Genomic DNA, 12,939 nt, shown 5'->3' with positions numbered 1-12,939 from the left:
GGGCGCGGTGGTCTCCGGGCCACCAGGGAGACTTCGCCTAGTCTGGTCTATGGCGCCGCACTGCTAATGCGGTTGGGGTCTTAAAGCCCCTCCCGGGTTCGAATCCCGGAGTCTCCGCGCGAAAGCCGGTGTGTAGACTGGCCGAGCAGCAGGCGCCCGTAGCTCAATGGATAGAGCATCTGACTACGGATCAGAAGGTTAGGGGTTCGAGTCCCTTCGGGCGCACAAGATCAAGAGGCGTCTGACCTGCAGTAACCGGGGTCAGACGCCTCTTTGCTTCGCAGCATGTAGACGAGATGGTGCTCGGATGGTGCTCGTGCGACGGCCGTGCCCTACGTCCCGTCCCGTCCGTGGGTGATGCGGATCCGGATGCATTCGGGTAAGACCTGATGAGCCGAGGATTGCCCGCCTGGTGTTTGCGTTCGTCCACCGTCAGGTGAGGTTTAGTTGTAGCGGTAGCCGAGCCGGAGGATCGGGTCGTTCTGTCAGAACCGGGAGACGATCTGCCGCTGCTTGACGCGCGTCAGCTCGTAGCCGAAGCCCTGCTCGGTCATCTTGGGGACGACGGAGATCCGCACGTCCTCGTCCTCGAAGGGCAGCAGCGCATAGGCCGACACCCGGCCACGGGTGAGAACGGTGAACAGCGGGCTGGGCGCGATGGTCTGGAACTGGAAGTTGCCCTGACCGTCGGGCTGGATGCGCAGACGCTGCTGCGCGAGGCAGCTGAGCATCTTCCACGGTTGGTCGCACGACCTCGCCAGGGACAACCCCGGTTTACCCGCTCGACGTCCGTCAACGCGCCGAGGACCATGCCGCGATCGTCCAGCTCCGCGACCAGGCCGAGGCCGGACTCCTCACGCTGCGCGTCGCCGACACGCTCTCAATGGGCGACGCGGCAGAGGCGGTAACGAGCCGGCTGGCGCGCTGGTGATCACGCGTCTCGCGTTGACAGGTAGGTGACGGTGTCGCCGACCGTGTGGGTGTCGCCGCCTCCGGCCCAGTAACCGGTGATGAGCCACAGCTCGTAGTGGATGAGCCATTCGGCGGTCCAGGGCAGGATGGTGGCGGCCAGCAGCATGTGGTGTTTCCACTCGCCGGGAAAGTACAGGCACAGTTCGTCGCCGGGGTAGACGTGAGGGAGCGCGTCTGCGCCGGGATGGAGGTCAAGTGGCGGATCGGTGACGGTCACCCGGGGGCGGCGGCCGTGCCGGTAGATCAGGCGCACCGTGTAGGTCTGGCTGGCCGGGGTCGGCTGGAGCCGGGTGGTGCAGTCCAGCTCGCCGCGGCGGACAGTGCCGTCGACGTTGGGCAGCACGGCGGTGATCGCGACGAGCTGCCGGGTCAGGTTAACCGCGCGGGTCGGTGTGCTGGCCATGGAAGGTGTGCTGCCGGACCCGCGGCCCCGCCGTGGTCGTGGTGAGCAGGCCGCCGACGCCCATGCGTAGCGCGCCGGTCGTTGTCTGCTGGCGGAGGCGCTCGCCGTAGCGCTGCACGGAGCGCTGCACCGCGTCCGAGGTGAAGCTCTCCGACATCCGTGTGGCGAGCACGTGCAGCCCCTTGCGCTGCAGCTGGACGAGGTCGTCGAGGACGATGCTGAGGTCTGTGTGCCAGCGGATGAAGGCTTCGCGTCGCTCGGGGTACTCGTTCCACTTGTCGGCGAAGTTCTCCTCCTCGTGCGCTGGGTTGGGCACCCACCACCGGCCGTGGCGGTTCTCGACGAAGTTGCCCATGCCGTGGAGGACGTTGCGGGTGCCGGTGAACAGGTCGTGCTCCCCGGCGTATGCGCGGGCAGCCAGAGTGGTGATCAGGATCGACGGGGGCCGGTTGTCCGGGTCGTTGGCGAAGTACAGCATGGCGTGCCATTTGAGGACCTGCACGAGCCGCTGCAGGGTGGTGCGGACGTCCCAGTCGGGTACGTCGGCGACGTTCGCGTGCCGCTTCGCCTCGACCAGGTGGCGGTCCAGCTGTGAGCGCAGCTGGAACCAGGTGGCGTAGCCGATCGGGTTGCTGTGCTGCCACGCGCGCAGCTGCTTGTCGGTGAGCAGGATGCCGGTCGGCGGGACCGCCGGGTCGGGGATGGTGGGCAGCACGTCGAGGTGGAAGCCGTCGTCGGGGTAGCCTAGCGTCCAGCAGCGGCGGGTGGCCTTACAGCTGGCGGGGCCGTCGCCGTGGCCCTGCCGCTGCTTCCAGCGTACGAAGGCATGCAGCATGCGCCCGACGCGCTCCTTCAGCTCGGCCTGGGTGATGGACTCCTTGGCGATCGGCAACCAGCACACGAGGTCAATGTCGTACTCCCCGGTGGGAGTGTTGGGGCGCACGACGGTGCCGAGCCGGAAGGAGCCCTGCGGGTAGATGCGCCAGTCCGGCGTGCCGTGCTCGGCGAGCCAGGCGCCGACCTCCTCGTACTTGTCGACGGCGAGCTGGTGCAGGTGCGGGGAGATGTCGAGGGTCTCGACGGCACCGTCGAGCAGCATCGAGAGCATCTCTTCGATGGTGTCCACGGGTCAGTCCTTCCGTGCCGGGTAGTGGGGGACGTACGCCGGCGCGGTGTGGTCGGCGAAGCAGCGGGTGAAGGTCGGTGACGCGGCGCGGCTCTCGTGTCCGGCCAGGCCGATCAGGGCGTCGGCGTCGACCTTGTCCAGGGCGAGCGCGCCGGTGGGCACCGTGGGATTGAGCCGCAGCACCCGCTCCTTGCCCAGGAAGTGCCGGATCTGCTTATCGGCGCTCTCGCTCTGGGCTCGCATGAGGACCTCGACCGCGTCGCGGACCCACGGCAGCAGACCGCCGCGGTCGAGGCGGCGGCTGCGGTGGCGCATGTCGGTCGTGGTGCCGAGGCTGAAGACCCGGATCTGCTCGAGCGGCACGCCGAGCGGTCCGACCGCCTCGGTCAGAGCGACCATGGCCGGGTTGTTCGCCCAGACGCCGCCGTCGATGAGCCGCGCGCCGCCGAGCGCCATGCCGGGCAGGTAGGTCGGTGCGGCGGCGGTGGCCATGGCGACGTCGACCGCTCGTTCGCGCCAGTCCCGCTTGAGCGTCTCCAGGTGCGGGGTCCGGAACAGGTAGACGTCGTCGGCGCCGATGTTGTACGAGGTGATCAGGAGGCGCTTCGTGCTTTCGCCGAACGTGCGCTCCCCCAGCACCTCGGTCAGCGCCGCCCGCAGCGGTCCTGCCGCGTACTTGGCCCGCAGCATGTGCCGCATGCCGCGCAGCCGGCTGCGGTCGCGGAAGATCCGCGGACCGTGGTCGGTGTAGAACTGCAGGATCTGGCGGGGCGTGAGGCCGAGCCCGAGGCCCAGCGCGATGATCCCGCCGGTCGACGTGCCGGCGATCAGGTCGAAGTGGTCCGTGACGTGCATGTCGAGGTCCTCCTCGAGGCGCGCGAGGACCGCCGCGGAGAACATCCCCCGCAGCCCGCCGCCGTCCAGTGACAGGATCTGAAACCGCTCGCCGGTCACCGGACCGCACCCACTCTCGCCACGTCCGCGTCCTCCGCCTCTCCAACAGCCTCTTGTCGACCTTGCTCACCATACGCCATCGTCCGGTCATTTCATGCACCAGGCAGGTATACGGAACAGTTCCGTGGATCGAGCCCGTGCATGAAACGCTATAGTCCGGGGTGATGGAGATCTGGTTCGGCGACGACGAGACCGCCGACTTGTGCAGCCGGGCCGCGAGGCTGACCGCACGCTGGGGATCGACGGGCGGTATGGCGGTCGGCCGCAAGCTGATCCAGATCGAGGCCGCCCCGACCGTGGAGGCGCTGCAGTCGCTGCCGGGCGACCTGCGCCGCGACCCGGCCGACGGCGTCTGGATGATCAGCGTGGGCGGGGTGGCGATCATCAAGTTCGAGATCAACAACGGCACGGCCGACGGGACACACGTGGTCCGCGTGCTCTCCGTCACCGACCAACCAGCGGGAAGGACACGCCGATGACAGGCACCAGCAGCACCCGGCGGTTCCGCCCCGACTACACCATTCCGCCCGGCGAAACCCTGGTGGAGGTCCTCACCGAACGCGGCATGAGCCAGGCCGAGCTGGCCCGGCGGACCGGGTTGTCCACCAAACACATCAACCAGGTCGTTCTCGGCACCGCCACGCTCAGCGCCGAGACGGCCCTGCGGTTCGAGTTCGTGACCGGCGTACCCGCACAGGTATGGACGGCCCTGGAGTCGGCGTACCAGGTTGCCCAGACCCGACAGGACGAGTCCACCCGTTTGGAGAAGCAGGTCGATTGGCTGCACCAACTGCCAGTCGCTGAACTCATCCGCCGAGGCTTCATCCGCAAAGACGCTCCACCGGTCGAACGCCTGCGCGACGCGCTCGCGTTCTTCAAGGTCGCATCACCGGACGCGTGGGGCCAGGTATGGGCAGCACCGACCGCGTACCGGCAATCCCGCGCGTTCGAAATCGACTACGGCGCCTTAGCGGCCTGGCTTCGCATCGGCGAGATCCGCGCCGAACAATCCGACCTGCCGCCGTTCGACCGCACCAAGTTCAAAGACGCGCTGCCCCGCATCCGAGCCCTGACCACACTCGACGACCCGGAAGACTGGCTCCCGCAACTTGAAGCGCTCTGCGCCGGGGCCGGGGTCGCCCTCGTCATCGAACGCGAGATCGTCGGCGCACGCATCAACGGCGCCGTCCGCTGGCTCCCCAGCGAACGGCCGCTCATCCAGCTCAGCGTCCGGCACCGCTGGGCCGACATCTTCTGGTTCACCTTCTTCCACGAGGCGGCACACGTGCTGCTGCACGACCGCAGACGATTCACGATCGTCGACGGCGTGGAGCGCGCCGACGCCGACAACGTCATGGAGCACGAGGCCGATGACTTCGCCGGCCGCATTCTGTTACCCCGGACATTCGACGCCCGACTGGCAACCGTCCGGTCGCAGGCCCAGGCAGTAGCCCTCGCCAAAGAAGCCGGCGTCCACCCGGGCATCGTCGTCGGGCGACTCCAGCACGACAAGACGATCCCCTACAGCTACTTCAACCGGCTCCGCACCCGTCTCGCCTTCACCGACGATTGAGTCTCGACCACAACTGCCCCCCGATCCGATCCCAGCCCGCAACCGACATCACGCTGCGGCGACGTCCCCTTCGACAGCCACCGGGCCGCCAGCAAGGTGCTTGCGCTCAGCCCGGACGAGCCGGTCACCGCCCATACACCCGGTGAGCGGATGAACAACATCAGCGCCAGCAACCCGGCCGGGTTCTGTGAATGGGGACTTGACAGAGGAAATTCACGAGGCCCTCCCGGGTAGGGAAACCTTTCGACAAGTTCCGCCTCACCCGGAGGTCTCACCTATCTCAAGATCCCAGCCTCGTCAGCAACGTCCACGGTCACAACACCCCGAGGGCGTGTACTGCCGAGCGGTGGCCTTTAGTCAGCCCATCCACAGGCGGGCGCCGGTGTGAAGGAGGTCGGACTTGCGGCGCTCGTAGTCCGGCATGGCCCGTTCTACAGTTGCCCAGAACGCGGCCGTGTGCTGCGGGTGCGCCACGTGTGCCAGTTCGTGCACCAACACGTAGTCGATCAGCGACGGCGGTAGTTGCAGCGTCGCCCAGTGGATGTTGAGTCGGCCGTTGGAGCTCAGGGACCCCCACCGGTAGCCAAGGTCCCGCACGTCCAGCTCGCTCGGGACCAGCCCCATCCGGTCGGTCCACGGACGCATCCTGCCCGGCAGCCACTGCCGGCCCCGGGCGCGGTACCAGCGGACCAGCCAGGCGCCCGGGTCTGGGGCGGCTGCGGCCGTGCGGGGTAGCAATAGCCGGCCGCGTTCCATCCGCACCTCGTCCGTGTCCCTGACGAGCAGGCGATGGCTGCGGCCCAGGTATGTGAATCCCTCCCCGCTGACGAACTCCTTCGCTGGCCGGGCGGATAGCAGCAGGTCCTTCTCGGCTAGCTTGCGGTACACCCACATCCGCTTGGCGTACGCCCACGCGGCCAACGCGTCCGGTGGGCACCCGGTAGGTGCCTGCAAATACAGTGACCCGTCGCGGTCGACGGTGATGCCGACGGTGGCGCGGCGCGGCGACTCGCGAACCGCGAAGTGCAGGTCCCCGATGAGCATCGTGTCGGGCAGCGCCTCGGCCACGCTCACGATGACACCAGCTGGTGGTGGTTGTGCTTGGCCAGCTCCAGTAGCCGGTCGGCGAGCGGTCGCAGCATGGCGTACTTGAACAGGTCGCTGCCGTCCTCCAGCCGGGTGTCGTCCAGACGCGCGATGACCGCCCGGCGGAGCTGTTCGCGCTTGTGCGGGTTGTCCCAGAATCCGACCAGGCGTATGTCCTCGCGGATGAGGTGTACGACGTCGATGGTGGCCTGCCGCAGCGGTCCGGCGGCCTCGGTGGTGACTGGTCGGCCATGTTCGGCCAGTGCTTCGGCGATGAGGTCGTGGAACGGGGCCTCGGTACGCGGGTCGAGTCCGTCGGCGTGCTCGGTCCGTCCGGCGGTCACCACCGGCAGGAAGTCGGCCAGCGCTAGGGCGAGCTGCTCCCACTGGTCCCGCAGCTCGGTGAGGACCTGCTCCAGGTGTTCGGACAGCCGCTGGTAGTGGGCCGGGTCGCTGTCCATGTGTTCGCTGATGTGGTGCCGGATGGCGTGCTCCATCTCCGACGCCTTGGCGCGCGGGCTGGTCAGCCCGCTGACCTTCTCGGCGTAGTCGGCGGCCGTGATGCAGATTGGTGGGATCTTCTGCTCGATGCCCAGCGCGTGGACGTGCGCGTCGATCAGCGCCCGGACCTTCTCCCCGTACACCCGTACGTCGAACAAGGTGTGGTCGCGGTAGCGGCGGCGGGCCAGGTGCGCGATTGCGCCGAATGCCTTGCCGTCGGCCACGTACGGCAGCGCCTTCTCCGACGGCAGCACGATTTCCAGGCTGCGGGTGAACGTCTTGAGCGCGGCCTCGAAACGCGCCCGCAGCCGCTCGTCGGCCAACGCCTCCACGCAGGCGTCCTGCGCGGCGACGGTGCTGAATTCCCGAATGCCAGCGAAGAGCTGTCGGACGGCGGCGTGTGCGGCGGCCAGGCGCGGCACCTCGTCATCGAGGCTGGTCAGCGCGCCCTCGATGTCGTCCGGGGCGTACGCCTCCAGCGCCTGCGCCAGATGCTGAGCGACGCCGTAGTAGTCCACCACGTACCCGACGCTCTTGCCGGGCGCGGTGCGGTTGACCCGGGCGATGGCCTGAAGCAGATCGGCCTCGCGAACCGCCTTATCCAGGTAGAGCACCTGCTCGCGGGGCGCGTCGAACCCGGTCAGCAGCATCGCGTTAACGATCAGCATGGCGACCGGGCTGGCATGCTCGGCCAGCACGCCGGGCATCGGCAGCTTTCGGGCCTTGAAGTCCTCGACGACCTGTTCGTAGCCGCTGGTCCAGGCAGCCAGGTCAGCCGGGTCGTTCTGCCTGCCGGAGATCACCGGGACGAAGTCCAGCGCGGCGATGACGTCCCGGTACCGCCAGGCCCGCACCAGCGTGGCCCGCTTTGCCGGCAGCCGGTCGACCCGGGCCAGCGCCTCGGGCCCCCGCCACACCGGGTCCAGGGCGTCCAGCTCGGCCACCAGCTCGTCGCGAGCGGCCAGCAGCGCGGTGCGGTACCGCACGCTGGCCCGCCGGCTGCTGGCCACCACCTGAGCCTTGAACCCGTTGGGCAGGACCACGTCCACGTAGTGGCGCAGCATGTTGCGCGCCTTGGCGGCGATGAGCTGCTCGGCCTCGTTGACGTGCGCCTTGGTGGCGTACCGCTGCCTGAGCTGCTCGGTCTGCTCCGGGCTGAGCCCGTACAGGTCGATGAACTCGTCGATGTCGTCAGCGTCGGCCACACCGCCGCGGGTAGTGCGGCCCTCGTACACGATCGGCACCGTGGCACCGTCGGCTTCCGACTGGCGGATGTCGTACCGGTCCAGGTAGTCACCGAAGATCGCGTGCGTCTTCTTCTTCGCGCCCATGATGATCGGCGTGCCGGTGAAACCGACTCGAGCAGCGCTGGGCAGGGCCGTGCGCAGCGCGGCGTGCAGCGCACTGGCGTGCGACCGGTGCGCCTCGTCCACCAACACCAGCACCTCGGGCGACGGGTCCAGCTCGCCGATAGTCTTCAACGCTGCGTCGTCGTTCTTGCGTGCCTCCGGGTTCCGGTACTTCTGGATCATCACGAAGACCAGCGCCTTACCCGTGGTGGCGAGGAACTCCTTGGCCTTCGCGACGCTCTTGGCCGTGTGCACCGTCTCGCCGGTCAGCTCGGTCGTGTCCGCGAGCTGCTTTTGTAGGTCGCGTCGGTCGGTGACCACGACCACCTTGAATCCGACCAGCGCCGGATGCGAGCGCATCGCCCGCACCAGGAACACCATGGTCAGGCTCTTGCCGGAGCCCTGGGTGTGCCAGATGATCCCGCCGCGCCGATCATGCGCGCCGTCCTGGGCCCGGGTTGGCCCGCTGACCAGCCGGTCGATGGTCGCCCGCACTGCCCGGTACTGCTGGTACCGCGCGACCACCTTGATCTTCCGGTCCTCTGGCTGCATGAACAGCGTGAAGTGCCGCACCAGGTCCAGCAGCCGGGCCGGGTGCAGCATCCCCGCGACCAAACGCTGCTGCGACGACAACCGCGACACGCCGAGGTCGTCCTGGACGTCCTCTTCGGGTACGGGGGCAGTTGTCTTCCACTCCGCGTAGTGCTCGGCCAGCGAGGTGAACGTGCCCACCCGGGCCTCGTCGAAGGAGGTGACGGCGACGAACTGGTTGGTGTGGAACAGCCGCTCGCTGCCTTCCGGCTCTACCGAGCCGCGCTGATTGGCGTACCGGCGAAGCTGCTCAATCGCCGCGTTGATCGGGGCTGGCACGGCCGGGGACTTGGCCTCCACCACAACCAGCGGGATGCCGTTGACGAACAGCACCGCGTCCGGATAGATGGGGGTGCGTCCGCCGGGTGGGTCGACCCGAAATTGGTTGACCACCAGGAACTCGTTGCGGGCCAGCGGGTCGGGGCTGGTCCAGTCGATGAAGTGGACGGTACGGTCCCGGCCGCCATCCCAGCCCGGCACCCCCTCGACGGTCACGCCGTACAACAGCTTCTCGGTCAGCTCCTCGTTGATCTCAAGCAGGGATGTGGCCTGCGGTCGGGCAAGCTGAGAGACCGCCTGGCTGATTCGTCCGTCATCGAGCCACGCACGGCCGTCGTCACCAAGGTTGATCCGCCGCGCCGCGGCTCGGAGCCGATCGAGCAGCAGCACGTCCCGGAAGCTGTCCCGCCCGGTCGCGCTGGGTGGGTCCATCTTGCTGCCCTCAATGTGCCGCCAGCCCATCCGGGTGAGCTGCTCAAGCAACGGTCGCTCGACCCGTTCGTACTCCGACCCCGATCCCACTCCGCTATGCCCCCTCCACCGAAACCCGCACTCGCCCGGTCAAAAGATCCTCCATCAGCCCATCCTTGATGCGTCGGAGTTTGGCTAGCTTCATCTGCTCCGCCTTGATGCGCGCCTTGGCGACCTTGCTCACCGCAACGATCCTTCGTTGTTTGTCTATTGCTGGAACAGGTATCTCGAATGCCAGCACGTCGGCGCGAGTAATGTTCGGATCTTTGCGGGTGCTTGCTGCAATACCTTTCCAGTAGCGACGCCCCAGTTGAAGCGCCAGTTGCACATAGGAAGGGTCTACCGTTAGGTCATGAATCTCAACCGCACTAATCGCCTGATTGATCGTTGCAGTGCGGCCAAGGATTGCTGTTCGACCGATCTGCGCCCACCCTCCATACATCGCAATAAGTACCGTCATGGGCGCAAGGATCGGGCAGGAGTAGTCCGCCACTGCGGCATCTGTAATCCGCTCGTCCGTTGATGTAAGGACGTCCTCGTTAAGATCCATGGTCTTAACCCATGGAAGGTTCCCGTTTGCATAATAACGGGAGTGAAGGGCGCGGGATGGCGTTGAGCCCGAACGAATACGACCAATCGAGCCGAGCGGACGCATAATTTCAAGAGATTCTGCTGTGTGGCCTGCCAACTGTCCGAGCAGGCTTCGTAGCGTGCCGTCAGCCGTAACGGCGAGCTTGTCAAGTAGGCGTTCGGTAGAGCGGGTCGACTCCTCCACCGAGTCCAAGATTTCCGCAATTCTCCGCTGCTTAACCAAACTGGCTGGGTACGAGATCTCTAGCTTGCGCACCTGGGTCTGGGTAATCAACGGCTGCGCAGTTCGGCTGGCCAGGTTGGCGAGATTCCGCCAAGTCAACCACCAGTACAAAAATCGGGGATCGGCGCTCTGCGGTTTCGTCGTCACTGTCAAGACGTTGTCAGACGCCCAGCATGGTTCTTGCTGGTAATGGGTTGCTCCGGCGGCGCCCACACGACCGATTAGAATCCCGCCTTGAAAGTTTACCCGACCCGTTTTGCCGATTTTTCCGTTGGCACCCATCACCGGAACAACGCCACTGTGCGGCGGGGGCGCAGAACCGGTGGCAACTTGGGCGAGCTGGCTAACTGTGGCGGCGGTCCATCCAGCCGGGCTCGCCTCCTCACGCATAGCCCAACTCCTTCAGGTAGGTGTTGAGCTGAGAGGTGGCAGCGTCGCGTTGGGACTCGATGTCGGCCAACGAGATGGCGTACTTGTCCCACCATTTCTCTAGCACGGCGATCACTTGGCGCCGGTTGGCGGCCACATAGCCATCCAGGTGAGCTGCCAGGTCTTCCTGCCAGATGTCCATCACCAGGTCCTGCTCCTGCGGGCCGGTCAGCGCGGCCCGCGCTCGGTCCAGCGTGGCGATGAACTGGGTTCTTAGCTCCCTTTGCCGTTTGCGTACCTTGGTCAGCTCCGTCTTGAGGCGCTTCAGCTCCGCCGGGCTGACCGCCTCCTCGGCGTCGTCGTCCGCCGGCTCTTCGTCCTCGCCGGCCGGCACGGTGGCCGCCCTGATTCGGGCCTCCAACTCCGCGCGCTGAGCCTCAGCGGCGGCCAGCTCCTCCAGGTATTCCGGCACGAGCTTCGGCACCACGCGGTGCTCGAGCGGGTCCGTCTTCGCTCGCTCGTCCTCCAAGGCCGTGCCGATCGTGGTGACCCAGCCGTCCACCACACCGCCGAAGCCGTGCGTGGCCAAGGCCCGCAGGTCGTATTGGAAAGCGTCCCACCAGCGCACGATCACCCCGGCAATCTGGAACCGGTCGAGCAGCCCTACCGGCAGCAGCGCCGTGGTGAACGACTCGATCAGCTCGGTGCGAGCCGCCATCAGACGCTTCGTGGCCGGCAGCTCGATGACCAGCTTGCGGTGCTCCTCCCACCACTCGCTCTGCACGGCGGCCAGCGCCGCCTCGCGGTCGCGTACCCCGGCATGGTCGGTGACCAGCGCGACGAGCGCGGCACGGTCGACGCCCGAGGCGAAGTCGAAGTAGGCACCGTCCCGGTCGACGAACACGGTGTCGGTGGTGAAGCCGTGCGCGGCGACCAGGTCTGCCTTGCCGGCGACCTCGGCCTTCGGCACGCCGCCATGCAGGTGAGCGCGCACGTCATGGGGCTCCGGGGGCGGGGCATTGTCGGCGTACCGGCGGATGTTGAGGTTGTCGTCGTTCTCCCGCAGCTCCTCCCGGGTCACCACTCGTGCGTAGCCGGGGATGTCCGTGAACGCCTCGTACGCGTACACGAGCTTCTCGATGTGCTCGGGCAGTAGGTAGTTCTGCGCGCGGCCGGCGGCGTACTCGTGGTCGGCGTTGATGAACAGGACCCGGCCGGCTCGCTCTGGCGGCTTGGACCCAGGCGCGCGCAGCACCAGCACGCACGCGGGGATGCCGGTGCCGTAAAACAGGTTCGGGGCCAGGCCGATGACGGCCTCGATCACATCGTCGTCGAGCAAGTTGGTGCGGATGTCGCGTTCGGCGCCACCGCGGAACAGCACGCCGTGCGGCATCACAGTGGCCGCGACGCCGTTGGCCTTGAGCACGGCAACCATGTGCTGGACGAACATCAGGTCGGCCTTCTTGCCGCCCTCTGGTGCCCAGCCCCAGCGGAAGCGGTTGCTGTAGCGCATGCCGTCGCTGGAGTAGTTCTGCGAGAACGGCGGGTTGGACAGCACCCGGTCGAACAGGTCGAGCTGGCCGCCGTGGGCGTGGCGGGGGTTGGCCAGGGTGTCGTCGTTCTCGATCTTCGCGTCGGGGATGCCGTGCAGCAGCAGGTTCATCTTGGAGATCGACCAGACGCTACCGGCGTCCTCTTGCCCGGCTAGCAGCAAGTTGCGCGGGTTGCCGCCGTGCTCCTCGACGTACTCCTTGGCGTGGATCAGCATGCCGCCGGAGCCCGAGCATGGGTCGTACACACTCATGCCTTCGGCTGGCTTGACCAGCCGGACCATCATCCGGACCACAGCCCGCGGGGTGTAGAACTCGCCACCCTTCTTGCCGGCCGAGTCCGCGAACTCCTTGATCAGATACTCGTACGCGGCTCCGAGGAGGTCCGGGAACTCGAAGTCCTCGGTGCGCAGCCGATGCCGGCCGAAGTGCGCGATCAGATCCCGCAGCTTCTTGTCCGGTATGCGTGAGTTGCCGACCTGCTGGTTGAAGTTAATGTGCTGGAGAACCCCTTCCAGCGAGTCCGGGTTAGCGTCCTCCAGGGCAGACAATGCCTTGTTGATGCCGCTACCAACATCGTGGTGCAGCCGCCGAAGAAGGTCCCAGCGCGCAATCGTCGGGACGAAGAAGGCATCCCGGTAGGATTCCGGCTGCTCGGCGCGGTGCTCGGCTTCCTGAGGGCCCCGGTCGGCGTAGCGGGCCAGGACTCGCTCCCGTTCGGCGTCGAACATGTCCGACGCGCGCTTCAGGAACAGCATCCCGAAGATGTACTCCTTGAACTCCGAGGCATCCATCTTGCCCCGCAGGATGTCCGCCGCCGCGAACAGGTGCCGCTCCAACTGGGGCAGGGTCAGCTTCCGCACGTGTCCACTCTCCGTCCGCACGTTCAGACATGAACGCG

General features: G+C 67.0%; 10 protein-coding genes and 2 tRNA genes. 4 read left to right on the top strand and 8 right to left on the bottom strand.

What is annotated here, in order from left to right:
• Window positions 1–26: 26 nt before the first annotated feature.
• Together AB0F68_RS00250 and AB0F68_RS00245 are read left to right on the top strand one after the other, a co-directional pair.
• Window positions 27–117: transfer RNA gene (locus AB0F68_RS00250), tRNA-Ser, on the top strand.
• A gap of 35 nt (window positions 118–152) precedes the next feature.
• Window positions 153–225, top strand: a tRNA-Arg gene (locus AB0F68_RS00245).
• 260 nt (window positions 226–485) lie between these two features.
• On the opposite strand, the gene AB0F68_RS00240 is transcribed toward AB0F68_RS00245, so the two are convergent.
• The 4 genes from AB0F68_RS00240 to AB0F68_RS00225 all read right to left on the bottom strand — a co-directional run bounded on the left by AB0F68_RS00240 (window position 486) and on the right by AB0F68_RS00225 (window position 3,455).
• Window positions 486–731, bottom strand: a complete 246-nt coding sequence (locus tag AB0F68_RS00240) for a hypothetical protein (protein ID WP_357331545.1) — start codon at window positions 729–731, stop codon at window positions 486–488.
• A gap of 200 nt (window positions 732–931) precedes the next feature.
• Window positions 932–1,375 (bottom strand): hypothetical protein, encoded by a 444-nt coding sequence (locus tag AB0F68_RS00235; protein WP_357331543.1) that lies wholly within the window; start codon window positions 1,373–1,375, stop codon window positions 932–934.
• Window positions 1,347–2,501 (bottom strand): nucleotidyltransferase, encoded by a 1,155-nt coding sequence (locus AB0F68_RS00230; RefSeq protein WP_357331541.1) that lies wholly within the window; start codon window positions 2,499–2,501, stop codon window positions 1,347–1,349. Before AB0F68_RS00230 ends, AB0F68_RS00235 begins: the two co-directional genes overlap by 29 nt.
• A gap of 3 nt (window positions 2,502–2,504) precedes the next feature.
• Window positions 2,505–3,455 (bottom strand): CBASS cGAMP-activated phospholipase, encoded by a 951-nt coding sequence (locus AB0F68_RS00225; protein ID WP_357331539.1) that lies wholly within the window; start codon window positions 3,453–3,455, stop codon window positions 2,505–2,507.
• Window positions 3,456–3,619: 164 nt separating this feature from the next.
• On the opposite strand from AB0F68_RS00225, the gene AB0F68_RS00220 reads away from it, so the two are divergent.
• Together AB0F68_RS00220 and AB0F68_RS00215 are read left to right on the top strand one after the other, a co-directional pair.
• Window positions 3,620–3,934 carry a hypothetical protein gene (locus AB0F68_RS00220; RefSeq protein WP_357331537.1) on the top strand — a complete coding sequence of 105 codons (315 nt, stop codon included), beginning with the start codon at window positions 3,620–3,622 and terminating at the stop codon, window positions 3,932–3,934.
• The gene (locus tag AB0F68_RS00215; protein WP_357331535.1) at window positions 3,931–5,028 is read left to right on the top strand and encodes a HigA family addiction module antitoxin; all 1,098 of its coding nucleotides are present in this window, start codon (window positions 3,931–3,933) and stop codon (window positions 5,026–5,028) included. Before AB0F68_RS00220 ends, AB0F68_RS00215 begins: the two co-directional genes overlap by 4 nt.
• A 357-nt stretch (window positions 5,029–5,385) precedes the next feature.
• Here AB0F68_RS00215 and AB0F68_RS00210 read toward each other — a convergent pair whose 3' ends face one another.
• From AB0F68_RS00210 to AB0F68_RS00195, 4 genes are read right to left on the bottom strand one after another with little or no spacing between them, the layout of a single operon-like run.
• Window positions 5,386–6,102 carry a SprT family zinc-dependent metalloprotease gene (locus AB0F68_RS00210; RefSeq protein ID WP_357331533.1) on the bottom strand — a complete coding sequence of 239 codons (717 nt, stop codon included), beginning with the start codon at window positions 6,100–6,102 and terminating at the stop codon, window positions 5,386–5,388.
• Complete coding sequence (locus AB0F68_RS00205) at window positions 6,099–9,356, bottom strand: HsdR family type I site-specific deoxyribonuclease (protein WP_357331531.1); 3,258 nt, start codon at window positions 9,354–9,356, stop codon at window positions 6,099–6,101. The genes AB0F68_RS00210 and AB0F68_RS00205 overlap by 4 nt, the downstream gene beginning before the upstream one ends.
• 4 nt (window positions 9,357–9,360) lie before the next feature.
• Window positions 9,361–10,509 (bottom strand): restriction endonuclease subunit S, encoded by a 1,149-nt coding sequence (locus AB0F68_RS00200; protein WP_357331529.1) that lies wholly within the window; start codon window positions 10,507–10,509, stop codon window positions 9,361–9,363.
• The gene (locus AB0F68_RS00195; RefSeq protein ID WP_357331527.1) at window positions 10,502–12,901 is read right to left on the bottom strand and encodes an N-6 DNA methylase; all 2,400 of its coding nucleotides are present in this window, start codon (window positions 12,899–12,901) and stop codon (window positions 10,502–10,504) included. Before AB0F68_RS00195 ends, AB0F68_RS00200 begins: the two co-directional genes overlap by 8 nt.
• Window positions 12,902–12,939 lie beyond the last annotated feature (38 nt).

Source organism: Micromonospora sp. NPDC023966 (assembly GCF_040639095.1).
GTDB lineage: Bacteria > Actinomycetota > Actinomycetes > Mycobacteriales > Micromonosporaceae > Micromonospora.
The sequence above is the reverse complement of the archived record's forward strand: the minus strand, read 5'-3'. Positions and strand labels throughout refer to the sequence as shown.

Excerpts from the sequence above, each read along its gene's own strand:
- AB0F68_RS00240 (WP_357331545.1), bottom strand. The coding sequence starts at position 731 with ATGCTCAGCTGCCTCGCGCAGCAGCGTCTGCGCATCCAGCCCGACGGT.
- AB0F68_RS00235 (WP_357331543.1), bottom strand. The coding sequence starts at position 1,375 with ATGGCCAGCACACCGACCCGCGCGGTTAACCTGACCCGGCAGCTCGTC.
- AB0F68_RS00220 (WP_357331537.1), top strand. The coding sequence starts at position 3,620 with ATGGAGATCTGGTTCGGCGACGACGAGACCGCCGACTTGTGCAGCCGG.
- AB0F68_RS00215 (WP_357331535.1), top strand. The coding sequence starts at position 3,931 with ATGACAGGCACCAGCAGCACCCGGCGGTTCCGCCCCGACTACACCATT.
- AB0F68_RS00200 (WP_357331529.1), bottom strand. The coding sequence starts at position 10,509 with ATGCGTGAGGAGGCGAGCCCGGCTGGATGGACCGCCGCCACAGTTAGC.